Source organism: Streptomyces fuscigenes (assembly GCF_021556455.1).
Lineage (GTDB): Bacteria > Actinomycetota > Actinomycetes > Streptomycetales > Streptomycetaceae > Streptomyces > Streptomyces fuscigenes.
In genome coordinates this window covers 65,070-89,121 of record NZ_JAKGCV010000001.1, presented here as the reverse complement: position 1 = coordinate 89,121, position 24,052 = coordinate 65,070, and the positions used below count along the sequence as shown (strand labels likewise).

27 protein-coding genes and 1 pseudogene are annotated in these 24,052 nt (G+C 71.1%); 10 read left to right on the top strand and 18 right to left on the bottom strand.

Annotated elements, in window-relative coordinates; translation table 11 throughout:
- Window positions 1–111: 111 nt before the first annotated feature.
- From L1885_RS00380 to L1885_RS00350, 7 genes are all read right to left on the bottom strand, one after another.
- Window positions 112–1,635 carry an aromatic amino acid lyase gene (locus L1885_RS00380; protein WP_235794861.1) on the bottom strand — a complete coding sequence of 508 codons (1,524 nt, stop codon included), beginning with the start codon at window positions 1,633–1,635 and terminating at the stop codon, window positions 112–114.
- A gap of 1 nt (window position 1,636) precedes the next feature.
- A complete protein-coding gene (locus tag L1885_RS00375; RefSeq protein WP_235794860.1) occupies window positions 1,637–2,665 on the bottom strand; it encodes an ornithine cyclodeaminase family protein in 1,029 nt (342 codons plus the stop codon).
- 81 nt (window positions 2,666–2,746) lie between these two features.
- Window positions 2,747–3,682: a glycine betaine ABC transporter substrate-binding protein gene (locus L1885_RS00370; protein WP_235794859.1), complete on the bottom strand. Its 936-nt coding sequence runs from the start codon at window positions 3,680–3,682 to the stop codon at window positions 2,747–2,749.
- A 91-nt stretch (window positions 3,683–3,773) separates the two neighbouring features.
- Complete coding sequence (locus tag L1885_RS00365; RefSeq protein ID WP_235794858.1) at window positions 3,774–4,556, bottom strand: ABC transporter permease; 783 nt, start codon at window positions 4,554–4,556, stop codon at window positions 3,774–3,776.
- Window positions 4,553–5,245, bottom strand: coding sequence for an ABC transporter permease (locus L1885_RS00360; RefSeq protein ID WP_235794857.1), 693 nt, complete (start codon window positions 5,243–5,245; stop codon window positions 4,553–4,555). The genes L1885_RS00365 and L1885_RS00360 overlap by 4 nt, the downstream gene beginning before the upstream one ends.
- Window positions 5,242–6,381: an ABC transporter ATP-binding protein gene (locus L1885_RS00355; RefSeq protein WP_235794856.1), complete on the bottom strand. Its 1,140-nt coding sequence runs from the start codon at window positions 6,379–6,381 to the stop codon at window positions 5,242–5,244. The genes L1885_RS00360 and L1885_RS00355 overlap by 4 nt, the downstream gene beginning before the upstream one ends.
- Complete coding sequence (locus L1885_RS00350; RefSeq protein ID WP_235794855.1) at window positions 6,378–7,100, bottom strand: IclR family transcriptional regulator; 723 nt, start codon at window positions 7,098–7,100, stop codon at window positions 6,378–6,380. The genes L1885_RS00355 and L1885_RS00350 overlap by 4 nt, the downstream gene beginning before the upstream one ends.
- A gap of 317 nt (window positions 7,101–7,417) precedes the next feature.
- Here L1885_RS00350 and L1885_RS29310 point away from each other — a divergent pair, with 317 nt between their 5' ends.
- The 7 genes from L1885_RS29310 to L1885_RS00320 all read left to right on the top strand — a co-directional run bounded on the left by L1885_RS29310 (window position 7,418) and on the right by L1885_RS00320 (window position 13,315).
- Window positions 7,418–7,504, top strand: a complete 87-nt coding sequence (locus L1885_RS29310) for a putative leader peptide (RefSeq protein WP_372481831.1) — start codon at window positions 7,418–7,420, stop codon at window positions 7,502–7,504.
- 256 nt (window positions 7,505–7,760) lie between these two features.
- Window positions 7,761–8,312, top strand: coding sequence for an NADPH-dependent FMN reductase (gene ssuE, locus L1885_RS00345; RefSeq protein WP_235794854.1), 552 nt, complete (start codon window positions 7,761–7,763; stop codon window positions 8,310–8,312).
- A 90-nt stretch (window positions 8,313–8,402) separates the two neighbouring features.
- Complete coding sequence (locus L1885_RS00340; protein WP_235794853.1) at window positions 8,403–9,650, top strand: LLM class flavin-dependent oxidoreductase; 1,248 nt, start codon at window positions 8,403–8,405, stop codon at window positions 9,648–9,650.
- Entirely contained in the window at window positions 9,647–10,909 is a 1,263-nt protein-coding gene (locus tag L1885_RS00335; protein ID WP_235794852.1) for an MFS transporter, read from the top strand. The genes L1885_RS00340 and L1885_RS00335 overlap by 4 nt, the downstream gene beginning before the upstream one ends.
- Before the next feature lie 67 nt (window positions 10,910–10,976).
- The gene (locus L1885_RS00330) at window positions 10,977–12,086 is read left to right on the top strand and encodes an LLM class flavin-dependent oxidoreductase (RefSeq protein WP_235794851.1); all 1,110 of its coding nucleotides are present in this window, start codon (window positions 10,977–10,979) and stop codon (window positions 12,084–12,086) included.
- Between the two features lie 40 nt (window positions 12,087–12,126).
- Window positions 12,127–12,594: an OsmC family protein gene (locus L1885_RS00325; protein ID WP_235794850.1), complete on the top strand. Its 468-nt coding sequence runs from the start codon at window positions 12,127–12,129 to the stop codon at window positions 12,592–12,594.
- A gap of 10 nt (window positions 12,595–12,604) precedes the next feature.
- Entirely contained in the window at window positions 12,605–13,315 is a 711-nt protein-coding gene (locus L1885_RS00320; RefSeq protein ID WP_235794849.1) for a GntR family transcriptional regulator, read from the top strand.
- Here the strand turns inward: L1885_RS00320 and L1885_RS00315 are convergent.
- Both L1885_RS00315 and L1885_RS00310 read right to left on the bottom strand, forming a co-directional pair.
- Window positions 13,298–13,798: pseudogene (locus L1885_RS00315) on the bottom strand (LLM class flavin-dependent oxidoreductase); the annotation flags it as partial. The gene L1885_RS00320 and the pseudogene L1885_RS00315 overlap by 18 nt on opposite strands.
- 117 nt (window positions 13,799–13,915) lie before the next feature.
- Window positions 13,916–14,614 (bottom strand): SDR family NAD(P)-dependent oxidoreductase, encoded by a 699-nt coding sequence (locus L1885_RS00310; RefSeq protein WP_235794848.1) that lies wholly within the window; start codon window positions 14,612–14,614, stop codon window positions 13,916–13,918.
- A gap of 114 nt (window positions 14,615–14,728) precedes the next feature.
- Here L1885_RS00310 and L1885_RS00305 point away from each other — a divergent pair, with 114 nt between their 5' ends.
- Window positions 14,729–15,595 (top strand): helix-turn-helix transcriptional regulator, encoded by an 867-nt coding sequence (locus L1885_RS00305; RefSeq protein ID WP_372481829.1) that lies wholly within the window; start codon window positions 14,729–14,731, stop codon window positions 15,593–15,595.
- Window positions 15,596–16,109: 514 nt separating this feature from the next.
- Here L1885_RS00305 and L1885_RS00300 read toward each other — a convergent pair.
- Window positions 16,110–16,544 (bottom strand): pentapeptide repeat-containing protein, encoded by a 435-nt coding sequence (locus tag L1885_RS00300; RefSeq protein ID WP_235794846.1) that lies wholly within the window; start codon window positions 16,542–16,544, stop codon window positions 16,110–16,112.
- A 147-nt stretch (window positions 16,545–16,691) separates the two neighbouring features.
- The gene (locus L1885_RS00295; RefSeq protein ID WP_235794845.1) at window positions 16,692–17,525 is read right to left on the bottom strand and encodes a helix-turn-helix transcriptional regulator; all 834 of its coding nucleotides are present in this window, start codon (window positions 17,523–17,525) and stop codon (window positions 16,692–16,694) included.
- 111 nt (window positions 17,526–17,636) lie between these two features.
- Between L1885_RS00295 and L1885_RS00290 the strand changes: the two genes are divergently transcribed.
- Window positions 17,637–18,476: an SDR family NAD(P)-dependent oxidoreductase gene (locus L1885_RS00290; protein ID WP_235794844.1), complete on the top strand. Its 840-nt coding sequence runs from the start codon at window positions 17,637–17,639 to the stop codon at window positions 18,474–18,476.
- Window positions 18,477–18,634: 158 nt separating this feature from the next.
- On the opposite strand, the gene L1885_RS00285 is transcribed toward L1885_RS00290, so the two are convergent.
- Window positions 18,635–18,811, bottom strand: coding sequence for a hypothetical protein (locus L1885_RS00285; protein WP_235794843.1), 177 nt, complete (start codon window positions 18,809–18,811; stop codon window positions 18,635–18,637).
- Between the two features lie 222 nt (window positions 18,812–19,033).
- Here L1885_RS00285 and L1885_RS00280 point away from each other — a divergent pair, with 222 nt between their 5' ends.
- Entirely contained in the window at window positions 19,034–19,381 is a 348-nt protein-coding gene (locus tag L1885_RS00280) for an ANTAR domain-containing protein (RefSeq protein WP_235794842.1), read from the top strand.
- Between the two features lie 40 nt (window positions 19,382–19,421).
- On the opposite strand, the gene L1885_RS00275 is transcribed toward L1885_RS00280, so the two are convergent.
- The 6 genes from L1885_RS00275 to L1885_RS00250 form a co-directional block, all read right to left on the bottom strand.
- Window positions 19,422–19,640: a hypothetical protein gene (locus tag L1885_RS00275; RefSeq protein ID WP_235794841.1), complete on the bottom strand. Its 219-nt coding sequence runs from the start codon at window positions 19,638–19,640 to the stop codon at window positions 19,422–19,424.
- A gap of 698 nt (window positions 19,641–20,338) precedes the next feature.
- Window positions 20,339–20,773 (bottom strand): SgcJ/EcaC family oxidoreductase, encoded by a 435-nt coding sequence (locus L1885_RS00270; protein ID WP_235794840.1) that lies wholly within the window; start codon window positions 20,771–20,773, stop codon window positions 20,339–20,341.
- Window positions 20,774–20,791: 18 nt separating this feature from the next.
- The gene (locus tag L1885_RS00265) at window positions 20,792–21,457 is read right to left on the bottom strand and encodes a helix-turn-helix domain-containing protein (RefSeq protein WP_235794880.1); all 666 of its coding nucleotides are present in this window, start codon (window positions 21,455–21,457) and stop codon (window positions 20,792–20,794) included.
- Window positions 21,406–21,798 carry a hypothetical protein gene (locus L1885_RS00260; protein ID WP_235794882.1) on the bottom strand — a complete coding sequence of 131 codons (393 nt, stop codon included), beginning with the start codon at window positions 21,796–21,798 and terminating at the stop codon, window positions 21,406–21,408. Before L1885_RS00260 ends, L1885_RS00265 begins: the two co-directional genes overlap by 52 nt.
- 406 nt (window positions 21,799–22,204) lie before the next feature.
- Entirely contained in the window at window positions 22,205–23,005 is an 801-nt protein-coding gene (locus L1885_RS00255; RefSeq protein ID WP_235794839.1) for an ABC transporter permease, read from the bottom strand.
- The gene (locus L1885_RS00250; protein WP_235794838.1) at window positions 23,002–24,018 is read right to left on the bottom strand and encodes an ATP-binding cassette domain-containing protein; all 1,017 of its coding nucleotides are present in this window, start codon (window positions 24,016–24,018) and stop codon (window positions 23,002–23,004) included. The genes L1885_RS00255 and L1885_RS00250 overlap by 4 nt, the downstream gene beginning before the upstream one ends.
- Between the last annotated feature and the right edge of the window lie 34 nt (window positions 24,019–24,052).

The following is a 24,052-nucleotide window of genomic DNA, read 5'->3' as shown; positions in this document are numbered from 1 at the left end:
GCGCGGCGGCGGACGAGGATGCCGCGGTTGCCTTGCGCCGTGTGGGGAGGTCGGGGCGACGGGCGACGCCGCCCGGGGGGTTTCCCGCCGTCTCGCTTGTCGCGGGGCGCCTCACGGGGCCGGGGCCCGCCGCGGTCCGCCCGCGTGGGGCCAGCCGGCGCGCAGCAGGCCCCTGATGACGGTGAGGTCCTCGCCGAAGAACCGGTCCTCGGCGGTGCCGGGGAGCAGCGAGGAGATCTCGTCCAAGGCGGCGGTGAGTCCGGGCGTGTGTTCCGACGGTTCTGCGCCCAGGCAGCGGGCCTGGTGCAGGGCGAGGAGCTCGCAGGCCAGCACGTCGGTCAGCCCCTCCACCGCGCGCCGGCACTCCTCGGCGGCCTCGACGGAGAAGGACTGGACGTCCTCCTGGCCCGCGGACGTCTCGATCGTTCCGAGGACGGCCGGGACCGTGCGCCGGCGCATCTCGTGCACGACGCCGACGGCCCGCTTGTGGACCGGGGTCAGACCGGTGTGCGGACCGGGGCGCGGGGAGAGCTGGGCGTTCAGGCCGGTGATCCTGGGGTCGAGCATGCGGTGCAGACGCGTCGCGCCGAGCTCCGCGGCGCCGGCCAGGGCCACCGTCAGCAGGTGCAGGTGGGAGGCGAGGTCGTAGCCGTGGAAGCCCGCTGTGCCGAGGAAGCGGCTCTCGTCGCCGTCCTCGACGTACGCGGGGGAGTCGGTGACACCGTCGAGGGCCCGCTCGACGGCCGCGTCGAGCAGGGAGGTCGCACGCACGAGGTGGGCCAGTACCTGCCCCGAGACACGGAAGGACACCGGGGGCTGCAGGCTGCGCGAGGATGCCGCAGCGCCGGCGAGCGCGAGCAGTTCGCTCGTGACGGACGCGAGCGTGTCGTCGCCGCGCGCCTGCGCCGGGTGGAGGGCGTCGCGTGAGGCGCCGCTGAGCGCGAACTCCCCAGCCACGACTCGCAGGCTCTGCGCGAGTGCGGTCCGTGCGGCATCGGAGCAGAGCACGGCCAGGGCAGTGGTCACGGGGACGCCCTCGATCAGGGCCACTCCCTCCTTGGGCCCGAGGGGGAGGGGGGCGAGTCCGACGGCCGTCAGCGCGGGGCCGGCCGGGACGGCGATCGACCCGGCGGGGCCGAGCACGGCGCCTCGACCGCTGATCGGGGCGGCGAGATGGGCGAGGGGGATGATCTCTCCGGCCGATCCGAGGGCGGTACGGGGGATCGCGGGGAGCACGTCGTGTGCGAGCATCTGCGCGAGCCTGAGGCACAGGTCCGGGCCGGCGCCGCTCTCGGGGTTGAGGAGTGTGCGCAGCCGGACCGCAAGGACGGCCCGTGTCTCGTGCCGGGAGAGCCACGGAGCGGCGCCGACGGATCTGGCGAGCATGAGGGATTCCTGGTGGCGGGCCTGCTCCGCCACGGTCAGCCGCTGGTCGCTCAGTGCGCCCATGCCCGTGTTCACCCCGTAGACGGGCCGCCCGGAGGCGAGGGCGGCCAGTACCTTTGCCCGCCGCTGTCCAAGGCGTTCGGTGAGGCGGGGTGAGAGGACGGGTGCGTGCCCGGCGTGAGCGATGTCCAGGACGGCCGACGGCGTGAGATCCGCGGGTCCTTCGACGCTGATGCTCCGGTCCTGCATGTCACCGGTACCTGATCATGGTGCCGACGTCGGCGCGCCGTGCGTGTTCGAGGACGAGGTGTCCGACGGCGATGTCGAGGATGGACAGCCCGCGGTGCCACAGGAGGATGCGTTCGTGGGGGTCCTCCCTGCCGGCCGCGTCTCCGGCGACGACGGCGCCGAGTTCGGCGTGCAGGCTGTCCGAGGAGAGTTTCCCGGTGTCGACGTGGTGGCGCAGGGCGCCGAAGCGGCCCGACTTCGCCTCCCGCCAGTCGTCGACGACCACCTTGTCCATGACGTCGAGGAGGTCCTCGGAGACCGCGCTGACCGTGCCGTACGGCACCACGAACGCGCCGGGGGCCACGAGCCCCGGATGCAGCAGGGGCGCGGGTTCGGTCAGCCGGGTGGCCTCGACCAGGATGTCCGCCCCGTCGAATGCCTCGGCGACGTCGGCTGTGACGCGAACCGGCGTGTCGGTCACCTCGCGCAGCCGCACGGCGAAGTCCTCCCGGGACTCGGGCCTGCGGCTCGTCACCCTGATCTCGTCGAGGTCGAAGAGGCTGTCGAGCATGGTGACGTTCGAGAAGGCGGTGCCCCGGGCTCCCGCGTGGCCGAGGACGCGTGCGTCGGGCCGGGCCAGGTGGCGGGCGCCGACGGCGGTCATGGCGCCGGTGCGGGCCTCCGTGATGAACGTGGCGTCGATGATCGCCTGGGGCACCCCGTTCGTCGGGTCGTACAGCGTGATCAGCGCGAGTTCGCTGGGCAGCCCGAGCCGGTAGTTGGGCACGAAGTCGCCTACGACCTTGACGCCGCTGACGCCCCGCTCGCCGAGCGAGGAGACGTGCCCGCGCAGCACGTTGAAGTGTCCGGCGCCCCCGTTGTCGGGAACGAGGTGGACGCGGGGTTCGAAGACGGTCTGCCCCCGCCCGTGCGCGACGACCACCTCCTCGACGGCGCCGATGATGTCGGCGGGCGTGATGCCCAGTTCGTCGATGTCGGGCCCGGACAGGAAGCGGAGCCAGATGCCTTCGTGGTGTGCCTGCGATCGCACGTGCTCTCCCGGTTCGTGACGTTGCGCCGGTGCCGGCCTCCCGCCCCGCTCCGGGGGCGGGAGGCCGGGTTCCGGTGGTGCCTACGGCTTCTCGGCCAGGTCCCCGATCGAGTCGAGGTGGTACTTCTTCGCGGTGGCCGCGGTCACCACGATGGCGTCCTTGTCCTCGGCGGACGAGCGCGCGAGGACGGTGAGAGCCGGCGGTGTGGCCTTCCGCAGGGCCGCGTAGACCTCGTCCGGTGTCTCGGCGCCGGCCTTCTTGTCGAAGTACTGCAGCAGGACGCCGCTGTACTCGGGAACCAGGTCGATCGACCCCTGCTGCAGACCGGGTATGTAGGTCTCGCGGCTGCCGATGTTGAGCTTCTTCGTGACCTCGGCGCCCTGGAGGGCGAGGGCGTCGCCGTACAGGTGGGCGAGCAGGACGCTCTCCTGGAAGTTGGCGGAGCCGACCGTGAGGCGGACTCCGGCGGCCCCGTTACCCGAGGCGCCGAGACCATGTGCCTTGAGCCAGCTCTTGGCGACGGTGTCGGGGTCCTGCTTCTCGCCGACGACCTGCTCGTTCAGCTGGACGAGGTCGTCGGTGGTGAGCTTGGCGGAGACCGCGTCGAGCACCTTGCTCGCGCCGGGCGTCACCTTCTTCTTGTCGACCAGCGGGACGACGTTCTGCGCCAGGAACAGGTGCTTGGGGTCCTGGAGCACGACGAAGTGGTCGTTCTTGATGGACGGGTCGGTGGTGAAGATGTTGCCGATGTCGATCTGGCCGTTCTTGAGCGCGTTGACGGTGAGCGGTCCCCCGGCGTCGAGTGGTTTGAACGATCCGGGGGAGACGCCGTAGTCGGCCTTGAGCCCGGACAGGCCGTCGGGCCGCGTCTTGAACTCGGGTGCCGCGCCCAGGATCATGCCGCCGGCGACGGTCTTGGAGCTGCCGGCACCCGCCCCCGTCCCGGAGCCGCACGCGGCGAGCACGGCTGCGGAGAGCGCCGCGACGGCGCCGACGAGGAATGCTCTGGATTTCATGAACGTACCCTTTCGAAAGTGCTGAGCCGGGGGAGAGGGGTGCGAGCCCGGCGCGGAGGCGGTCCGCCGGTGGTGGTGAGCGCCGGTGCGGTCAGGCGGGGACGCCCTCCTCGGCGGCGGCTTCCGGCGCACCGGGCCGGGCAGCACCGGCCGGGCCGAGGGCGGCCTGTGCGGTGCCGGCCTTGAACCGGCCGGAGACGCCCGGCGAGACCGTCCAGCGCTGCACGGCCGCCAGAAGCGTGTCCAGCGCGAGCGCCAGGACCGCGACCAGTACGGCACCGCCCGTCATCTGGCTGAAGTCCCGGGCCGCGAGTCCGTCGTAGAGGTAGCGCCCGATGCCGCCGAGGCCCACGTACGCGGCCACGGTCGCCGTGGCGACGACCTGCAGCACGGCGCTGCGCACGCCGGAGATGATGAGAGGCAGGGCGATGGGCACCTCCACGCGGAGCAGCACCTCGCGCCCCGTCATCCCGATCCCCAGGGAGGCGTCGCGGACGGCCGGGCTGACGTTGCCCACCCCGGCGCTGGTGTTGCCCAGGACGGGGGGAATCGCCATGAGTACGAGCACGATCTCGGTGGGCACGAGGTACGGGCCGTCCCCGCGGCCGCCGATGTGGGGCGAGATCACCACGTACAGCAGGATCAGCAGTCCGAAGGTGGGCAGCGCCCGCAGGCCGTTGGCGACGGTGACGATCGACGCGCCGCGTCGCGTGTGCCCGATGAGCAGCCCGAGGGGCAGCGCGACGGCGGTGGCGATGGCGACCGCGCCCAGGGAGTACTCCAGGTGCGCGACGACCTGGGCCGGGATGCCCGGCGTGCCGAGCTGATCGTGCCAGTTCGCGGGATCGGTCAGCCAGGTGAAGGCGTTGCTCATGTACGTGCCCCCTTCCGGAGCCAGGGCGTGAGTGCTCGGTCGACGACCACGACGACGAGGTCGAGGACCAGGGCGAGAGCGACGCACAGCACGACGCCCACGACGATGGGCGGGTAGTAGGGGCCGTCCGACGAGAGCTGGAAGCCGTTGGTGAACAGCTGGCCGAGTTCGGGCACGCCGATGGTGCCGGCGATCGCGACGAGGCTCACGTTGGCCACTACCGCCACGCGCAGGCCGGCCGTGATCACCGGTACGGCGAGCGGAAGGTCCACCTTCAGCAGGCGCTGCGGAGACGTGTAGCCCATCGCGGTCGCGGCCTGGGCGACATCCTCCGGCACCGCGCCGAGCGCATCGGCCACGACCCGCGCCAGCAGGGCGACGGTGTAGACGCTCAGGGCCACGACGACGTTCACCGGGTCGAGGATGCGCGTGCCGAGGATGCTGGGCATGACGACGAACAGGGCGAGCGAGGGGATGGTGTAGAGCAGCCCGCCGACCGTGACGAGCGGCGGGTAGACCCAGCGGTGGCGGGCCGCGAGGTAGCCGAGCGGCAGCGACACCACGAGGCCGATCAGCACGGGCACCACGGACAGCCAGGTGTGCGACCACAGCCAGGAGAGGATCTCCGCGTGGTGCGAGGTGACGTACTCGACGACTCCGGGCGGGCCCCCGCCGGCGGCGGCGTTCACGCGGTCTCTCCCCGGCCGGCGGCGTCCGCGGCGGTGGAGCCGTGCTCCTCGATCAACCGGACCGCCGCCGCGGGGCTGATGGTGCCCAGGAGATGCCCCTGGCCGTCGGTGACGACACCGCGGCCGCTCGGCGACGAGAGCGCCGCGTCCAGTAGTTCGCGCAGGCTTCCCCGCACCGTGGCGAGGGTGCCTCCGAGGTTCAGGGCGTCGGGCGTCACGAGGTCGTCCCGGGCACTGCGCACGCTGTGCTCGGACAGCCAGCCCTGCGGCCGGTCCTCGGCGTCCACCACCAGGACCCAGCCGTGCGCCAGCCGGTCCCGTGCCGTCGTGAGGCTCTCGCCCAGTCGCACCGTCTCCTCGCGCTCGACGGGGACGGAGGACGGGACCGTGGTGAATCCGAGCGCGCGGTAGCCGCGATCGCGGCCGACGAAGCCCGCCACGAACGCGTCGACGGGCCTGGCGAGCAGCTCGGAGGGGCCGGCCACCTGCGCGAGCGTGCCGCCGACACGCATGACCGCGATCTGGTCGCCGAGCTTGACGGCCTCGTCGATGTCGTGGGTCACGAAGACGATGGTCTTGCCCAGGTCGCTCTGGAGTCTCAGGAACTCGTTCTGCAACTGCTCCCGCACCACGGGGTCGACGGCGCTGAACGGCTCGTCCATCAGCATGACGGGAGGGTCCGCGGCCAGGGCCCTGGCCACCCCCACGCGTTGCTGCTGCCCGCCCGACAGCTGCGCCGGGTAGCGCTTCGCCATCTCCTGCGGGAGGCCCACCCGTTCGAGGAGTTCCAGGCTCCGCGCCCGCGCCGTCCTCCGGTCGACGCCGAGCAGCAACGGCACCGTGGCGATGTTGTCGACGACGGTCCGGTGGGGGAGCAGGCCCGAGTGCTGGATGACGTAGCCGATGCCGCGCCGCAGCCGCGCGGGGGAGACGGCGGACGTGTCCGCGCCGTCGATGAGGACGCGGCCCGACGTCGGCTCTATCATCCGGTTGATCATGCGCAGCGATGTCGTCTTGCCGCAGCCCGAGGGTCCGACGAGAACGGTCGTCTTGCCTGTCGGGGCCTCCAGGTCGAGCTGGTCGACGGCGACCGTCCCGCCCGGGTAGCGCTTGGTCACGGACTCGAACGTGATCATGATCCGGCCCTCCAGGGCATCGCGCCCGCGAGCGTGCCTGCGATGCTCTGAGCCGCACCGGCCACGAGCACGCCGTAGTGCTGCACGGACTTGTCGTCCATTCGGAAGGAGGGGCCGAGTACGCTCACCGCGCCTGCGACACCGCCCGGCCTGGCGATGGGCGCGGCGACCGCGGTGACGTCCGGCTCGAAGCGGTCGCGCCGCGCCACGTAGCCGCTCTCCGGAACCGCGCCGGTCAGTGCCAGGCCGACGGCGGTGTCCACGAGCGGGACCGAGCGACCCACCCAGCTGATGTGCCGTATGGAACGGGTGCCTTCCATGCCCGCCACGTAGATGGCGGTGGCGCCCGGGCCGAGGACGCTCAGGTAGGCCGACTCACCCGTCAGGCCCACCAGGTCACCGAGTACCGGCTCCGCCGCGCGTGCCAGCCCGTGCCGTCCCACGGCCTGGGCGCCGATCTGGAGCAGGCGTGGACCGGCCTCGAACACGCCTCCACGCCGAGCGACGAAGCCCGCGCCTTCCAGGGTGCGCAGGAGGCGCAGGGCGGTGCTCACGGGTACTTCGGCGCGCCTGGCGCACTCCGTGAGGGTGCCTTCGCCGTCGGCGCACACCTCGCCGAGCAGACGTAGCGCCCGTTGCACCGTGCGTGTGGGCCCGTTGGCCCGCGAGGCCTCGGGCGCCGTCACGTGGGACCGGTCCTGCCGGTCGTGGGTTCGCATCGCAGGGGCCCGCCTGCCGTCAGGTAGAAGTGTGTTGCCATCAGGCGAGATGCTGACACGCTTTTCAGCCGTATGGAGCGCGGCCGGGTAGACGACACAATCCTGCAATGCCTGGGCAACATTGCCGCATCACTCGGCAGGCGGACCGGGGAGACACCGGTTCAAAACACCGGACGTCGAGGGGGGCCGCACGGGCAGGCGGGATGCGAACGAAACCACCGCGAGCGGGGGTCCGCTGTCCCACCTGGTGGGACGCCTCGCGCTGAAGTGGGTTCGTCCCTTGACGAGACCAATCGCAAGCTGTTTGGCTGATTGGTATGAAGGTCGGATCAACGCTTACGCGGCGGCGCCACGTCGACTACGGTCGTCTCGCCAGCGCCTTCTGCTCTCGCGCCGCTCACTGACGGCACGTTCTGCCCTCCCCGGGTCTCACCGGCCCCGGTCTGCGCCTCCCCGCATCCCGTCCGCCCGACCGCTGCCGCCCGGGCCGACGCCTCCTCCCATGGCTCCCCTCCCTCCCGCTCTCCGATCACCCCTGCCCGGGGCCGGTGTGCGCTGCCAGCGGGCCGACTCCGCCGCGTACCGCGGAAGTCGCCGCGGTGGCCTGCCTGCTGCCGCGCCGGGGTGCTCCGAAGCACGCCCACGACGAATCGAGTGCCCATGGCCACCGTCCTGTCCCTCTCCGGAAGCCCGTCCGCCTCCTCCCGCACTGCCGGGCTGCTGCGTCACCTGGGCGCCCGGGTCGCCGAACAGGGCCACCACGTCGTCCCGTTGGACGTACGCACCCTCCCCGCCGAGCCCCTCCTGCACGGCGACACGGCCGCCCCCGACATTCTCCGCGCCGTCGAACTCGTGCAGAGCGCCGACGGGGTCGTCGTCGGCACGCCCGTCTACAAGGCCGCCTACTCGGGGCTGCTGAAGTCCCTGCTGGACCTGCTGCCGCAGACCGCGCTGGCCGGCAAGACCGTCCTGCCGCTCGCCACCGGCGGGACGGCGGCCCACGCTCTCGCCATCGACTACGCGCTGCGCCCCGTGCTGTCGTCGATGGGCGCCCCTCACATCGTGCAGGGCTGGTTCGTGCTCGACCGTCACATCAGCCTCGACGGCGGCCGGGTGCGGGTGGATCCAGGCGCGGAAGAGGGACTGCACAAGGTGGTCGACCGCTTCACCGGCGCCCTGGCGTCGAGGTCCGCCCTGGCCGGGGCCCGCTGACATTCCGCCGCGCTGTGCCCTGCCTCATCTCGTATAAATTATTTTTTATCTGAGGTGGGTCCGGACTCCTTCGCACCCCCTGGAGCAAACATGTCCCTCCGCGACCGGGCGGACCTCGCCGTGCCCCGCGCACCGCAGGACTTTCCCGACAGCCCCCTCAGCCGGGCCTTCCGGCAGCCGCTGATGCTGGGCGTTTTCCTGCCGCTGCAGACCGGCGGCTGGTCCCAGTCCACGCTGCCGCGCGGCACCGACTGGACCTTCGACTACAACCTCGAACTCACCCGCCGCGCCGAGGCCCTCGGCTTCGACATCGCCTTCGGCCTGTCCCAGTGGCTGCCCAAGGGAGGCTTCGGCGGGGCGAGCCACTACCGGGAGAACTTCCTCGATCCGTTCGTCTCCGCCGTGGCCCTGTCCTCGGCCACGCGAAGCATCCTGCTGCTGGGCACCATCCACGCCCTCTACGGCCCGTGGCACCCCCTGCACCTCGCCAAGTTCCTCGCCACGGCCGACCACGTCTCCGGCGGCAGGTTCGGGGCCAACATCGTGACGGGCTACGCCGACATGGAGCCGGCGATGTTCGGCCTGACCCGCCCCGAGCACGACCGCCGGTATGCGATGGCCGACGAATTCGTCGCGGTCGCCGAGGACTTGTGGGCGGGCGAGGACAACCTCACCTTCGAGGGCGAGCACTGGTCCCTGCGGGAGGCGTACGTCTCGCCCCGCCCCGCGTTCGGCCGGCCGGTCCTCGTCTCCGCCGGCGGCTCGCCCGCCGGGTTCGCCTTCGCGGGCCGCCACTCGGACATCGTCTTCATCTCCAGCCCCGCGGGCGAGGACATCACTGACGCGCTCGCCGCCCTGCCGGCGCACGTGCGGGCCGTGAAGGACGCCGCCCGCGCCCAGGGCCGGGAGGTGCGCGTCGTCATCAACCCCACGGTGGTCTCGCGCCCCACGAGCGCCGAGGCCCACGCCTACTACCGCGCCATCCAGGCCCACGCCGACCTGGAGTCGATCGCCGCGTTCCAGTCGCGGCACGCAGCGGGCGACAGCCGGTCCTGGCTCGAACACAGCGCCCGCGGCCGAGCCGTCGGAGGCCACCTGCACGTCGTCGGCTCGCCCGAAGAGGTCACCGGGCAACTCGCCGCCCTCCACGCCACCGGCATCGACGGAGTGCAGCTCACCTTCTACGACTACCTCCCCGACCTCGGCCACTTCGGCGAGGAGATCCTGCCGCTGCTGGAACAGGCGGGCCTGCGCCTGCCCGTGCCGCCGGACGGCGGCCCGCACGCGGCGCCCGTGGCGGCCGCCACCCGCGCCCCGCGCGGCGGAGGTGCCTCATGACCGCCCTGACACCCCCCGCCGTCGAGCGGACGGCCGGCCCCGCACTCGGCAGGCAGGCCTGGCTCGTCCTCGCCATCACCCTGGTGTTCTGGGTGGCGGACGGCTACGACACCTTCGTCCTGATCATCACCGGCCGGCCCGCCCTGCTCGACCTGCTCCCCCCGGACCAGGTGTCCGCCGTGCCGCGCTACATGGGCTACCTCCTCGCCGTCACCCTGGCCGGCTGGGCCACCGGCGGCATCCTGGGAGGCGTGGTCGGCGACCGGCTCGGGCGCCGTCGCACCATGGTCGCCGGTGTCGCCCTCTACAGCCTGGCGACGGTGCTCGCCGCTACGACGGGCACCTGGTGGCTGCTCGGCCTGTCCCGGTTCTTCACCGGCGTCGGCATCGGGGCCGAATGGGGGGTCGGCACGTCCCTGCTCCAGGAGACCTGGCCCGAACGGTGGCGTACGAGGGGTGCCGGCCTGCTCCAGGCGGGGTTCTCCCTGGGCGGGCTCGTCGTCTCGGCCCTGTGGGTGCTCGTCGGCTCCACCTGGGGCCTGTCCTGGCGGTGGATGTACGCCTTCGGCGTGCTGCCCCTGGTGGTCGTCGCCTTGGTGCGCCGGCGCATCCCGGAGTCGGCCCGGTGGACGAGCAGCGGGCGGCGCGAGGAGCGCCCCGGGTTGCTGCGCGGTGCGAGCGCCCGGCGCTTCCTCGCCGCACTCGGAGTGTCCGTCGCCATCACCGTAGGCTGGTGGGCGGTCTCCTCGTACCAACCCACCTTCGTCGGCGGTCTCGTCACCGACCCGCGCAGGACGGCCTTCTACACGGGCTGGGCGGGAGCGCTCTACAACGTCGGAGAGATCGCCGGCTGCATCGCCTTCGGCTTCCTGGCCGAGGCCTGGGGCCGCCGGGCCACCACACTGGTGTTCCTCGCCGGCTCGTGCGCGGTCGTGCCCGTGGTGTTCCTCGGACTGCACCAGGCGGGGCCCGCGACACTGGCGCAGTTGGTCGCGGGCCTGTTCACCGGCGGCCTCTACAGCTGGTACGCGGTGCACACACCGGAACTGTTCGCGACACGGGTGCGGGCCACCGCGATCAGCGCCGTGTTCTCCGGCGCCCGCTACCTCGCCATGATCGCCTCCATCGTCTCGGGATCCCTCGCCTCGGCGCTCGGCGGCTTCGACCGGGCCGCCGTCCTCTTCACCCCCGTCTACCTGCTGGGCGCCGTCGCCGTGCTGTGCCTGCCCGAGACCCGGGGCAAGGGGCTTCCGGCATGAGGGCCGAACCCTGCACCCCCGCCCCTCACCCGCACGCGACCCGGCCCTGCGCGCAAGGAGCACACCGATGACACGCCCCGATCCCGAATTCCTCTGGTACTACGTGACGCACGACGGCCCCTACCCGTGGGAGCCCGCGGGGCGCCGCGACATCCGGCTCCCCGACATCACCGCCCTCGCTTCCGCGCTCGACCGCTTGCCCTACACCGGCGCCCTGCTCTCCACGACAGGACACAACGTCTGGGTGACGGGCACCACCGCGGCCGCAGTCACACGCCGCTTCCGTCCCCTGCTCGCGCTCCGCCCACAGTTCACGTCGGTCACCGAACTCGCCAACATGGCACTCAGTTTCGACGACCTCTTCGACGGCAGACTGCTGATCAACGTCATCAACTCCGAGACACCCGTGTGGCGCCAGCACGGCATCCAGCTCGAGAACGACGAGCGCTACGACCTGCACGCCGAGTACTGGGAGGTCTTCAACCGCCTGGTGGCGGGGGAGACCGTCACGTACCGCGGCCGGTACGTCGACGTGGAGAACGCGCGCGGCAACCCCTGGATCGAGCCGCACCGCGACCACATCCCGCTGTGGTTCTCCGGGTCGTCGCCCAAGGCCCTCGACGTGGCAGGCCGGTTCGCGGACGCATACCTCACCTTCTCTGAGCCGCTGGAGCAGTTGACCGAGAAGACGGCGGCCGTGAGCGAGAAGGCAGCTGCCCACGGCAGGAAACCCCGCATAGGGCTGCGCGCCTCCCTGATCACCGGCGCCACGGACGAGGACGCCTGGCGCAAGGCGGACCGGCTGCTCGCCGCGACCAGCAGGGCGACCCTCGACCGCAAGCTCGGACTCATCGCGAAGGGCGGCAACGGCGGCGGCACGTCCGTGACCCAGTCGCGCGTCTTCGCGCACCTCCCCGCCAAAGGACTCGACGTCCTGCGCGAGGGCGGCCTGCCCGCGGCCCGCGACCTGGCCCACGACGACAACCTCTGGCCGGGCATCTCTCTGCTCCAGCAGGGACCGCCGATGGCCCTCGTCGGCGGCCACGACAGCATCGCCACCCGGCTGAAGGAGTACCACTCGGCCGGCGTCGACATCTTCATCCTCGACTCCCTACCGCTGCTCGAAGGGGCCTACGAGGTCGCCGAACACATCATCCCCGCACTCCGGACCCCCTGAACCGCACCCGGCATCCACTGCACCGAGGAGAGAACACACCATGACGATCCACGACGACAGCGTCACCGTCACCACCACACGAACGGCAGGACGGTTCCTGGCCGAGGCGCGCGAGCAGTTCCTCGTCACCGACTCGACCGGCGGCAGGGGCGGGCGGAGCCAGGCCTGGCTCGCCGGGGAACTGCTCCTCGCCTCCCTCGGGACCTGCGCGGTCAGCAGCATCACCCACTTCGCCCGCGAGGAGGACGCGGCGCTCGACGACGTCGAGACCACCGTGGGCTACACCCGCGACGCGACCGACCCCACCCGCTACGAGGAGGTCGCACTCTCCGTCACCACCTGGGGGGTCGACGAGGACACCGCGCGGCGGCTCACTCGCCTCTACACCGAGAACTGCCCGGTGTACGGGACGATCTCCCGTGGCGGCACGGTCACCGTCGCCCTGCACGCGCTGCCGGGCGACCCGGATCGCCGCGGCCCCGGAGTGGGCCGCGCGACCGGCCGTTAGGCTGGCGGCCATGAGTCTCGGCCCGGTGCACACCCCCACCAAGAGCGAGGTCGCGTACGAAGCGCTGCTGCGCGCGATCAGGACGGGCGAGCTGGCGCCGGGCCAGCGGGTCGTGCTGGCCTCCCTCGCGCAGCAGCTTGAGATGAGCCAGACACCGGTGCGCGACGCGCTCTCCCTCCTCGCCGAGCAGGGCCTCGTCGTGCGGCGGCCCAACCATGTGACGGTGATCGGCGGCAACTCAGCCGAGCGTTCCTCCGAGGTCTCCATGCTGCGCTCCATACTGGAGCCCGAGGCGGCGATGCTGGCGGCCATGCGCGCGGATCCGGGAGACGTGGCGGACATCGCCGCCGCGTGCGACGCCATGGACCGCGCGCTCGCCGAGACGGGCCCCGCCGGCACAGGCGACCTCAACGCACGCTTCCACCTGGCCGTCGCACGGGCCGGCGGCTCCCCGCTGCTGGCCGACTTCGTTGCCCGCGCCTGGCGGCAGATGCCTCTGGAGGGGCTCACCGCGAGCGGCCGGCTCGCCCGTGCGGCGCAGGAGCACCGCGACGTGCTGGCCGCCATCGAGGCCGGCGACCGCGACGCGGCGCGCGCGCTGATGGCGGAGCACGTCGGACGTGCCGCGCAGGCCACGGAAGACTATCTGCGGCGAGCTTCGCCGGACGGCGGCCTTGTCCGCGACCGTCTTCGCGATCCGTCTTCAGGTTTCCGTTCCTGAGGCGAACGGCACGGCGTTCGCCTGTCGGCGGGCCGGACGCGCGGGGTGGTGCCGCAGGCCTGCCGCGGCCAGTCTTGGCGGCACGCCCTCCCCGAACCAGTAGGCCTCCTCGACGTGGGGGTGGCCCGACAGCACGGACTCGTCGATGCCGAGCCGGTGGTGCTCCTCGATGCGCGCTGTCACCTCCGAGTGGCTGCCCACGAGGGCGGCACCCGCACCGCCGCGCACCAGGCCGATGCCCGCCCACAGGTTGAATGCGACCTCCAGCCGGTCCCGACCGCCACCGCGGAGGGCGAGCATCCTGCGCCGGCCCTCCGACTCGCTGCGGGCGGGTCCCGCCTGCACCTCGGAGAAGACCTCGTCCGAGAGACCGTCGAGCAGCCGCCGGACCTCGGCCCAGGCCTGTTCGGCGGTGTCCCTCGCGATGACGTGCAACCGCATGTAAGAGACCCGGTGTAGACGTCGTACGTCCCGTACGGCGGCTTCCGTCGCCCGGGTGGCTCCACACCGGCCGTACCCGACGGGAGGCCGGGAGGGCAACCGCAGATCGATCACGATGCGAGCTGCGCCCCTGAAATGGCTGATCCGGCGCGGCCGGTGTCAGGACCAGGCGATCTCGCCATGGCGGGAGACGAAGCGTCCGCTGCCGGCGCCGGGCTCCTCGGTGGCGAGAGCGACGATCGCGTCCGTGCCCTCGGTGACGGTTTGGGGGCCGCTGTGACCGTTGAGGTCGGTCGCGGTGTAACCGGGGTCGGCAGCGTTGACGCGGATGCCCTTGAGCCCCTTGGCGTACTGCGTGGTCAGCATCGTCAGGGCCGCCTTCGAGGAGGTGTACAGCGGCGCGACGACGTGCGACTCGGGCCGGCCGTGGTCGTGGGTGAGGGCGAGGGAGCCCATGCCGCTGCTGACGTTGACGATCACAGGGTCATCCGAGCGGCGTAGTAGCGGCAAGAACGCGGTAGTGGTGCGGATGACGCCGATGACGTTGACGTCGAGGACGTCACGGGCGACGGCGGCAGTGAGGTCGCTGGGATCCCCGACGGGGCCGTGCACACCAGCGTTGTTGATCAGGACGTCGATCCTGCCCTCGTGTTCGGCGACGTCTGCGGCCGCGGCGGCCACGGATGCGTCGTCAGTCACGTCGATGGGGACATAGCGTGCGCCGAGCGCAGCGGCGGCCTCCTCGCCCTGTTCGCGGTTGCGTGCTCCGAGGAGCACGGTGTGGCCACACTCGATCAGGCGGCGGGCGGTCTCGCGGCCGAGTCCCTTGTTGGCTCCGGTGATGAAAATGATGGTCATGCGTTCGACTCTGATCCCGACAAGGGAGGCGGACCAGGGACGCTTCGGCGGTAGGAAAACCAGTACCACCCTCGCGCCCCCATGCGCGACCGGGGATGCAGGAGGATGGAGTTCATGTCGGCGACACCCGGAACTGGACTGGGCGTGATGATCCGCACGTGGCGGGAACGGCTGCCCCCATCGGCCGCCGGACTGCCGGTGGCCCGCAGGCGCCGGGCAGCCGGGCTGCGACGCGAAGAACTGGCTGACCTGGCTGGGGTATCGGTCGACTACATCGTGCGCCTCGAACAGGGTCGTGCCACGACACCCTCACCGTCGGTGGTGGCGTCCCTGGCGCGAGCCCTGCAGCTGTCCACCGCCGAGCGTGACCACCTGTACCGGCTTGCCCAGCTCGCACCGCCGGTGGACGGTACGATCTCTGACCATCTCCCGCCCGGCGTGCAACGGGTGCTCGCCCGCCTCCGGGACGTGGCGGTGGCCGTGTTCGCGGCGGACTGGCAACTGGTGTGGTGGAACCGCGGGTGGGCCGCCCTTCTCGGCGATCCCTCCGCCTCGCCACCGCGGCTGCGCAACTTCGCCCGCGACAGGTTCCCAGTGGACGCCGGCCCCGCCCACCTCGCGCTGTGGCCAGTGACCGAGGCGGACCGCGACACCACCGACGCCGCCGTCGTCTCCGACCTGCGCCGCGCCACCAGCCGCTTCCCCCAGGACAGCCGCTTGGCCGCGCTGATCCGCGATCTGAACGCGGGCAACAGGAGGTTCGCCGAGCTATGGGCGACCGGAGAGGTGGCCGCGCACCGCGAAGACCACAAGACGGTCGACCACCCGTCGGTGGGCCCGGTCACGGTGGACTGCGACGTCCTGACCGACGGCGACTCCGAGCTCAAGATCGTCATCATGACCGCCGTGCCCGGCAGTGAGGACGAGACCAAGCTCCGGCTCACCGCCATCGCCGGCTCACCGGCCACCACGCACGACTGATTCCACCTACGCATCGATCGACCGGCCGTCTGTGCGTGGCAAGCGCCCAGAGGACGCCTCGTCATCTGTAGTGAACTCGGCCTCTGCAAGTACCAGGCCCCGCAAGTAGCCGTCGAAGACGTCGACCCCCAAGGGGGAATGCTGAAACTGGTCTTGGACAGCACGGCGGTCGGCAGGAGGCGATCAAATCGTACTCGGGTGGTGACACCCATTCGACAAGTGCGTACTTGCCTGGGTGAACCGCCTGGCCTTCGAGCCTGCCACGTTTGTCCGTCATGAGGACGGCCTCTCAGCCGTGAGGGCGTGGAAACTCAAGGTCAACAGTGGTTCGTCGTCGTGAGCGGATGGTGTCGGCTTGCTTGCTCCGGAGGAGCGCCACGTTCGAATCAGGCAGGGTGGCACGCGAGCGGACCGCTCGGGGGCTTTCAGCGGTCGTAGGCGTTGTGGCAGACGGCCACCCTCTGCCACGGCGCCTGCGGCCGCTGAGGCCGTGAGGGGTCGGTTCGCGCGTCGCTCAGACCCAGACGTTCGAGCGGTCTGGGGCTGAGCCATCCCGCACTTGGTAGATTCCGGGCCTCACTTCGTCGGACTGCTCGCGGACGATCGGTTTCAACTCGGCAGACCAGTGGGTCATCCAGTCCCAGGTTGCTCCTGCCAGGTCCGTGTCGGTCAGGTCCGCGTCGGTCAGGTCCGCGTCGGTCAGGTCCGCGCCCCTCAGGTCCGCGCCGGTCAGGACCGCGCGGGCCAGCTTCGCGCCTGCCAGCCTTGCATCGCGCAGGCTCGCGCGGGACAGTCGGGCGCGAGAGAGGTCCGCGCCGGCCAGCACCGCGCGCATCAGCCGCGCGCCGGACAGCTTCACACCGGACAGGTCCGTGTGACTGAGGTTCGCGTTGCCCAGGAACGCGGCGCGCAGGTTCACGCCGCGCAGGTCCACGCGGGTCAGGTCCATGCCGTTGTTCGCCCACCCGCTCCGCTGTCGGGTCACCCAGCGGCCGACGTCGGCCCCGTGGACGAACGTTCCGGGTCTGATCTCCCTACCGGGTGTTCCGGGGTGTACGAGGCTCTTCACGGCTGCAACCGGCTGGGGGGTGTGGTGTTACGGGCGGGGTGTGCTGGTGAGGCTGAGGAGGGTGAGTCGTTCGGCGGTCGGGGTGGCGGGGATGGGTGAGAAGAGGGCGAGGACCTGGGTGCGGTCTTCGTCGAGCGTGGACTGGCAGTCGAGTTCGAGCAGGCCGACTTCGGGGTGCAGGATGCGTTTGCGGCGGCAGCGCAGTACGGCGACGTCGTGCAGTTCCCACAGGGCGGCGAATTCGGGGCTGGCGGTGCCCAACTGCTCGACCAGCCTGCGGGCGGGTTCGTCGTCGCGGCGGGTGACGGCGGAGCGTAGGTCGGCGACGAGCGCCCGTGACTCTTCGGCGTGGTCTTCGACCGGCGTCCCATGGCGGGCGGCGGGATCGGTGAACCAGCGGTAGATGACGCTCGCCCCGGGGCCGCTGAGACCCGTGAGGTCACCGAAGACGGCGCGGGCGAGATGGTTTTGGGCGAGTGTGTCGCCGAGGTCGGTCATCACCTGCGCCGGCACGTCGTAGAGCCGGTCGAGGACAGTCAGCAGGGCCGGGGCGACGTGCCGGTCGCCGCGGCGGCTATCAGGCACGTTCAGGCCGGCCAGCCGGTAGAGGTGGTCGCGTTCGTCCAGGCTCAGGCGCAGTGCGCGGGTCAGTGCGCGCAGTACCGGCTCCGACGGCGTAGCTGTGGCACGCTGCTGTTCGAGGCGTGTGTAGTAGTCCGTCGAGACGTCGGCGAGCGCCGCCACCTCTTCGCGGCGCAGCCCGGGTGTGCGCCGTCGGCCGGCCGCGGTCAGGCCGACGTCGGCGGGGCTGAGCGCCTCGCGTCGCACGCGCAGGAACTGGGCCAGCTGCTGAGTGTCCACACGAAAAGTCTGCACCCACAGTGAGGCGGTAGGCAGAGTGAACCTCACTCTGCCTACCGCCCGGGTGATCACCGACGCTGGGCCGTACCGACACACGTACGGAGAAACAGCATGACTACTGCACGCACATGGTTCCTCACCGGCGCCTCCCGGGGGTTCGGCGCCCTGTGGGCCGAAGCGATCCTCGAGCACGGCGACCAGGTCGTCGCCACCGCCCGCGACGCGGAGGTCCTCAAGCCGCTCGCCGACCGCTACGGCAGCCAGGTAATGCCGCTGGCACTCGATGTGACCGACCGGGCCGCCGTCGACACCGCGGTCCACACCGCCGAGGAGCACTTCGGGGGCATCGATGTCCTGGTCAACAATGCCGGGCACATGCTTGTCGGGGCGGTCGAGGAGGTCGGCGCCGAGCAGGCCCGCGCGCAGATGGACGTCAACTACTTCGGCGCACTGTGGACCACCCGGGCCGTCCTGCCGAAAATGCGAGAGCGCCGTGCCGGCCGCATCCTTCAGGTCTCCTCCCTCGGCGGGCTGATCGCCTACCCGGCTCTGGGCATCTACCAGGCAACGAAGTTTGCGATGGAGGCGATGAGCCAGTCCCTGGCCGCCGAGGTCGAGGCATACGGCATCCACGTCACTTTGATCGAGCCCGTCATGTTCCCCACCGGCCTGGCTGAAAACTCTCCCCAGTCCCAGCCGGACCCGGCCTACGCCCACGCCCGCCAGGCGCTGTTCACCGGCGCGAGCGCGAGTGGGTTCGTCCCGGGCGATCCGGCCGCGACCTCCCAGGCACTGCTGGCCGTGGCAGATGCCCCGAACCCGCCCCTGCGCGTCCTGTTCGGCACCGGCGGCCTGGACGCACTGCGCACCGAGTACGCGGGCAGGCTCGCGAGCCTGGAGGAATGGGACCACCTCGCCCGACTCGCCCAAGGCAACCCGGCCCAGAAATGACCACCATGACACGCACCATCCACGTGTAGCCCGCTCCCCAGCGAGCGGTGCTACCCCGGACGCCCTCCCGTCCTCAGGGCTGAGACAGGCATGAGGGCGCTTCGCCACCCTCATGCCTGTCTCAGCCGGCTTCCCAGTGGCGGGGGGCGGGCGCCGCGTCATTCGACCCAGCGGGGGTCGTCCGGCAGCCGGTCAGGGTCGAGCAGGCACGCGGCTTCGAGGAAGACGATCAGGTCGTGGTCGGAGTCGGCGAGGCCGATGATGCGGTCGCGGATGGTGACGCGCCAGTCGCCGGTGGCCGATGGCCGGTGCATGACGATCGGGGCATCCGCCATGCGTTCCCGCCTGCACGGCTGTGTCGTGTACGCACGTCGGGCGGGTGGCAGCGGGGCCCGGCTGGGATCAGCTGGGCCCCGTCGCGCGGCCGCTTCCTGACCGGCCCCGCTGGGTCACCCCACGCCCCGTCCATAAACGTGCTCGCGTCCGGTCGGCAAGTGAAACTGTGACCGACACGCCACGATGACGGCCCGTGATACCTATGCTCACAGCATCCGAGGGTGCAGGTGAAGGTACAGGGACGCATCCCCCAGTCCTCCGTGCCGCAGGCCGGACAGGTCGCGGACACGGTCGCCGCTCTACAGCACCAGGTGGCGCGGCTTCAGCAGGCCCTGCTCTCTCACGCCCCCATCGACCAGGCCACCGGCATCCTCATCGCGCTGGGCCGGCTCATGCCCGAAGAAGCCTGGGACGTGCTGCGCGAGACCTCCATGAACACCAACATCAAGCTGCGCGAGCTGGCCGAGCTGGTCATCACCGGCGCCCGCGCCGGCAGTTTCGATGATCGCATCACCGGTGCCCTGGTCGCACGTATGCCCCACACCCCTCGCCGCCCAGGCGGCGTCTGAGGGGTGCGGGCCACACGCCGGAGGCCACGGCCACCGGGGGTCACTGGTGGAGGGTGGCCTCCTTGAGGTTCCAGCCGACGCCCGAGCAATCCTCCGGCGGCGGCGGGAACGTCTTCCCCGTCACATCGGTGTTGGTGTAGCGGTGGGATTGGCCGCACGTACACTCGTAGATCCCGCTCACGGGGACCTTCTTGCCCGGCCGGTGCATGCGCGTCTCGTCGTCGGGCCGTGTGGGTCGCGGGGACTGCTCGTGTGCCATACCTCCAGCGTGCGCCTGTCCGCGCCCGCCCGAGGCCGACCCGCGAGCGGTGGCCGTGACGAGCCGTGCCCGGGATCGTTGATTCACGCAGCGGGGCGTCACCGCTTCGGCTGGTTGCTCACCTCTCCCGGGGCCCAAAGCTCCTGCGCGCCGACCAGCCCCCAGGCACCGCATCGCTGTTGCCTGGGAGGTTGCAACGAGGGTCGCGTGGGAGGTTCCACGGCCCTCCCGGCAATGGGCCCTTTTTGCAGGTCAGCGCGTGGTGAGTGGACAGACTTCCCCTCTGACGCCCCTGTGAAAAGACGGGCGGGAGCAGCGTCGTTCGGGGAAGCAAATCGCTGCGGCGAGAGCGCTGCGCTGGGCCTGATTCTGCTCGCCGGGCGGCGTGCCCGGCTCGCGCGCCGCCGCAGGTCGGGCGACGACTACGGGGCGCGTGCCTCCCACTGTGCCGCCCGCGCCCGGAACGGGGGGTGCGGCACGCGCCCGCACCATCGCAACGGGTGATCACCGCACAGGGGCGGGGGCGGGCACTGCGCCTGCCGGCTGCAGGTGCTGCTTCCCTGCGAGGTACGCACCGGGGAGGTGCAGGCTGGAGGTATGGCGGGCGCTCCGATCGTGGTGCACCGGCTGTCCGCCTCTGTCCACTTGAAGGAAATCTTGGCCCGAGACGCCCTACGAGAGCTGGAAAAGTGCCCGAATCACGTGGCCGTTTGTGCGTCCAGAGCCATGGCGGACTCGAGAGAGACCCGGCGCGTGTTCTGCAGCGTCGCCATCTCCCAGCGGTCGTTCTGCCAGATCACTGCGAAAAGCTGCAGGAAGTAGCGGGATGGAGGGGGCTCCTCCTCACCGGCCATCACCATGCCGAAGCGGTGGTGAATCACGGCGAAGCCCGGTGCGACGACCCGGGCGAACTCCACCTCGCCGCGCACGAGCCGGGAGCCCTTCAGGAATGTGTCGAAGGCCGGCTGCTGGAACGCGATCACCGTGTCGCGTCCCTTGTGGACGGTGCCGTCGAAATCGATGAGTTCGGCGTCCTGTGCGAAGTCCGCCGCGAACGCGGCTGCGTCGCCGTGGTTCCAACCCTCGATCATCCGGGCGGGGATGCGGTGCCGTGTGTCGGCTGACGGATCCATTTCAGGCCCCTTTCCGTTTTACGTCTTTCGGTCACCATCCTTGCGGGGTCCAGCGACGTGGTCATTGACGGCCAGCGCACCGTCATTGGACATCCGTGCCCCCGGGCTGTGCCCGTAGGTCGCCCTGAACAGTCGGCTGAAGTGGGCCGGGTCGGCAAAACCCCAGGAGGCGGCCACGGCGGCCACCGAGGTCTTCCTCCAGCGCAGATCCGTGTAGCAACGCTCCAGTCGCCGCTGGCGGATCAGGGCAGCCACGGTCAGGGGCTGGCCTTGGAACAGTTTGTGCAGTCGGCGCAGCGAAATGTGGTGCGCCGCGGCGACCTTGGCCGGGGTGAGATCTCTGTCGGACAGTCTCGCCTCGATGAAGCCGATGACGCGCGTGCGCAGTACGTCGTCGTCGACGGGCCGAGTGTCGCCCAGGTAGGAGGCCATCGCCACCGCGGTCAGTTCGATCACAGCGGCTGCCGCCCGGTCCGCCTCGTGGGCGCGGAACCCGGCCAGGGTTCGCGTCATGTCCCTTAGGAGTGAGGACACCAGCGCTGCGGGGCCCTGGTCGCCGCGGATCCTTGCACCGACCAGCCGCGCGGCCTCATCTTCGCGGAGCCGCAGTAGGTGCCGCGGCAGCAGCATCGTCACGTGGGTGGTCGCGGAACTGGCGAACCGCACCGGCCGTACCGGGTCAATGAGGACCAGGTCCGTGGGGCCCAGTACGGCGGTGTGCTGCCGCCTTGCTCGGCGCGTACGTGTCCTCGTGTCACCACCTCGATCTGCCACAGCTCGCTGTCCTGAGCACGTGCCGAACGGGCGTCGCGGAAGCATTCGCCTTCCGGAGTCACCAGTTCGGTCAGGTGCAAGGGGCCCAGGTCGCGGGTGACGACGTTGGCACGGAAGTCCTGGCCCGTGTGCCGGTCACCACGCAATGGTGGCAAGTCGCTTCGAACAAGTGCCTCCAGGAAGCCGTCGGCGCTTTTCATTCCGGGCCCGGCTTGCGCGGTGCCGTTCAGTCGCGGCTGGCTCCTGTCCATCACTGTAGTTTTCCACCTTTACAGCGCCTGTCGCGTTCGCGCTGCGCCAACCTCTCCGTCGCGCAGTCCAACAGAGGACGATGCCGCGGGAGGTGCCTGGGGAGCGCGAGCGGCGATGTTCACGAGATCGGGTTCTGGCTCAACTTCCGTGGTCTGCATACGGTGAGTGACGGTGTGGCGGTGCGGTCGACGTTGGCAAGTTGCCCTGAAATTCGCCAGTGGCTGGGGCATGGTGGTCGACAGTGCGGAACCGTGGACGATCTGGTGCCTCGGCTGGAGGGGCTGCTGTTTCCGTCGGTCGCGGGGGTCGCGGTGCTTCGCAATGTGTTGTCCCCTGCGTGAGGGGGTCGGAGGGTTCGGCTTGTGCGCGCGGCCCGTTTGCGCGCTCAGAGGACGTGCTCGGCACTCAGCCGCGGGTGATGCGCCTGAACCTGGTGAGGGCGATGCCCATGAAGGCCGCCGTGATCGCGGCCGCGCAGGCCAGTGAGTAGGGGAGGGCGTGGACGACGGGCCAGGCGCTGCCGTAGGGGTGGTCCCCGGGAGGCGGGTTGGCGAAGAGGCGCCGCACCGCGGTCGCCGTGGCCGAGACGGGGTTCCATTCGGCGACGGTTCGCAGCGGGCCGGACATGGTGCTGGTGGAGACGAAGGCCGACGAGACGAACGTCACGGGGAACAGCCAGATGAGGCCGGCGCTCTGCGCGACTTCGACGCTGCGTGCGACCAGTCCGATCGTGGCCCCTACCCAGGACATGGCGAAGGCGAACAGCAGCACCAGAAGGTAGGCGAGGGCGGCCGCGGTCGGTGATCCATTGATGCGCCAGCCGACCAGGAGGCCGCACAGCGAGGTCACGGTCAGCGTGACGACGCTCATGAGCAGGTCGGACAGGGTGCGTCCGAGGATGACCGCCATGCGGGGCATGGGCAGGCTGCGGAAGCGGTCCACGATGCCCTTGTCCAGGTCCGCGGCCAGGCCCAGGGCGGTGAACGCGGCGTTGAAGGTGACCGCTTGGGCGAAGATGCCGCCCATCAGGAAGGTGCGGTATCCGGCGCCGCCGAGGCTGCCGCCGAAGACGTAGGCCAGCAGGAGCACGAACATCACGGGTTGGACCAGGGCGGCGATCACGGATCCCGGCGTGCGCCGGAGGTTGAGCAGATTGCGTCCGGCGAGGATCGCGGCGTCGCGGGCGGTTCGCGGCAGGAGGTTCACGAGTTCTCCCGGTGGCGTCCGCCGGGCGTCGGCGCGCCGGCTCCAGGAGGTGGCTCGGGCCTGGTGTGGCCGGTGAGGGCCAGGAACACGTCGTCCAGTGTGGGCGGGGCGAGCGAGACGTCGGCCACCGGCACCTCGGCGAGGCGCAGCAGGCCGAGGGCGTACTCCAGGGCACGGGCGCCGTCGTCGGTGGCCACGGTGCAGCGGCCGGTGCGCGGGTCGAAGTCGGGGCGGTGGGGGCCCAGGCCGGCGAGGACGCCGAGGGCCCGTTCCCGGTCCCGGACGTGTGGCACGGTGAGGGCGAGTCGTTCCCCTCCGACTCGGGCCTTCAACTGGGGGGCTGTACCTTGCGCGATGACCCTTCCGCGGTCGATCACGACGATGTGATCGGCGAGTTGGTCTGCCTCTTCGAGGTATTGGGTGGTCAACAGGACGGTAGTGCCTGCGGCCACCAGCTCTCTGATGGAGGTCCAGGTGTCCGCGCGGCCGCGTGGGTCGAGTCCTGTGGTGGGCTCGTCGAGGATCACCACCGGGGGTTTGGCCACGAGGGCGCCGGCGAGGTCGAGCCGGCGCCGCATGCCGCCGGAGAACGTGCCGCTCGGGCGGTCCGCGGCCTCCAGGAGCCGGAAGAATTCGAGGAGTTCCGCTGCGCGGCGTCGTGCCGCCGCCCGTCGCATGCCGTAGAGGCGGGCGACGAGGTAGAGGTTCTCGCGGCCGGTGAGCTTCTCGTCGACGGCCGCGTACTGCCCGGACAGTCCGAGGCGCCTGCGTACGCCGTCCGGGTCGGCGGCGACGTTGTGGCCGGCCACCCAGGCGCGTCCCCGGTCCGCGCGCAGGAGCGTGGAGAGGATGCGCACGGTGGTCGTCTTGCCGGCGCCGTTGGGACCGAGCACTCCCAGCACGGTGCCGGCGGCCGCCTCCAGGTCGACACCGTCGAGCGCGAGCTTCGTACCGAAGTGTTTGGTGAGCCCCACGGCGCGTATCGCCGCATCGGGGACCTGCCGGTACGTCATGGGGCTCCTCGTGTCGTCGGAAGGATCGGGGGCT

Excerpts from the sequence above, each read along its gene's own strand:
- L1885_RS00330 (WP_235794851.1), top strand. The coding sequence starts at position 10,977 with ATGACACGCCCCGATCCCGAATTCCTCTGGTACTACGTGACGCACGAC.
- L1885_RS00340 (WP_235794853.1), top strand. The coding sequence starts at position 8,403 with ATGTCCCTCCGCGACCGGGCGGACCTCGCCGTGCCCCGCGCACCGCAG.
- L1885_RS00355 (WP_235794856.1), bottom strand. The coding sequence starts at position 6,381 with ATGATCACGTTCGAGTCCGTGACCAAGCGCTACCCGGGCGGGACGGTC.
- L1885_RS00335 (WP_235794852.1), top strand. The coding sequence starts at position 9,647 with ATGACCGCCCTGACACCCCCCGCCGTCGAGCGGACGGCCGGCCCCGCA.
- L1885_RS00260 (WP_235794882.1), bottom strand. The coding sequence starts at position 21,798 with ATGGACAGGAGCCAGCCGCGACTGAACGGCACCGCGCAAGCCGGGCCC.
- L1885_RS00370 (WP_235794859.1), bottom strand. The coding sequence starts at position 3,682 with ATGAAATCCAGAGCATTCCTCGTCGGCGCCGTCGCGGCGCTCTCCGCA.
- L1885_RS29310 (WP_372481831.1), top strand. The coding sequence starts at position 7,418 with ATGAAGGTCGGATCAACGCTTACGCGGCGGCGCCACGTCGACTACGGT.
- L1885_RS00290 (WP_235794844.1), top strand. The coding sequence starts at position 17,637 with ATGACTACTGCACGCACATGGTTCCTCACCGGCGCCTCCCGGGGGTTC.
- L1885_RS00380 (WP_235794861.1), bottom strand. The coding sequence starts at position 1,635 with ATGCAGGACCGGAGCATCAGCGTCGAAGGACCCGCGGATCTCACGCCG.
- L1885_RS00275 (WP_235794841.1), bottom strand. The coding sequence starts at position 19,640 with ATGGCACACGAGCAGTCCCCGCGACCCACACGGCCCGACGACGAGACG.
- L1885_RS00250 (WP_235794838.1), bottom strand. The coding sequence starts at position 24,018 with ATGACGTACCGGCAGGTCCCCGATGCGGCGATACGCGCCGTGGGGCTC.
- L1885_RS00325 (WP_235794850.1), top strand. The coding sequence starts at position 12,127 with ATGACGATCCACGACGACAGCGTCACCGTCACCACCACACGAACGGCA.
- L1885_RS00320 (WP_235794849.1), top strand. The coding sequence starts at position 12,605 with ATGAGTCTCGGCCCGGTGCACACCCCCACCAAGAGCGAGGTCGCGTAC.
- L1885_RS00285 (WP_235794843.1), bottom strand. The coding sequence starts at position 18,811 with ATGGCGGATGCCCCGATCGTCATGCACCGGCCATCGGCCACCGGCGAC.
- ssuE (WP_235794854.1), top strand. The coding sequence starts at position 7,761 with ATGGCCACCGTCCTGTCCCTCTCCGGAAGCCCGTCCGCCTCCTCCCGC.
- L1885_RS00300 (WP_235794846.1), bottom strand. The coding sequence starts at position 16,544 with ATGGACCTGACCCGCGTGGACCTGCGCGGCGTGAACCTGCGCGCCGCG.
- L1885_RS00310 (WP_235794848.1), bottom strand. The coding sequence starts at position 14,614 with ATGACCATCATTTTCATCACCGGAGCCAACAAGGGACTCGGCCGCGAG.
- L1885_RS00350 (WP_235794855.1), bottom strand. The coding sequence starts at position 7,100 with ATGCGAACCCACGACCGGCAGGACCGGTCCCACGTGACGGCGCCCGAG.
- L1885_RS00305 (WP_372481829.1), top strand. The coding sequence starts at position 14,729 with ATGTCGGCGACACCCGGAACTGGACTGGGCGTGATGATCCGCACGTGG.
- L1885_RS00365 (WP_235794858.1), bottom strand. The coding sequence starts at position 4,556 with ATGAGCAACGCCTTCACCTGGCTGACCGATCCCGCGAACTGGCACGAT.
- L1885_RS00270 (WP_235794840.1), bottom strand. The coding sequence starts at position 20,773 with ATGGATCCGTCAGCCGACACACGGCACCGCATCCCCGCCCGGATGATC.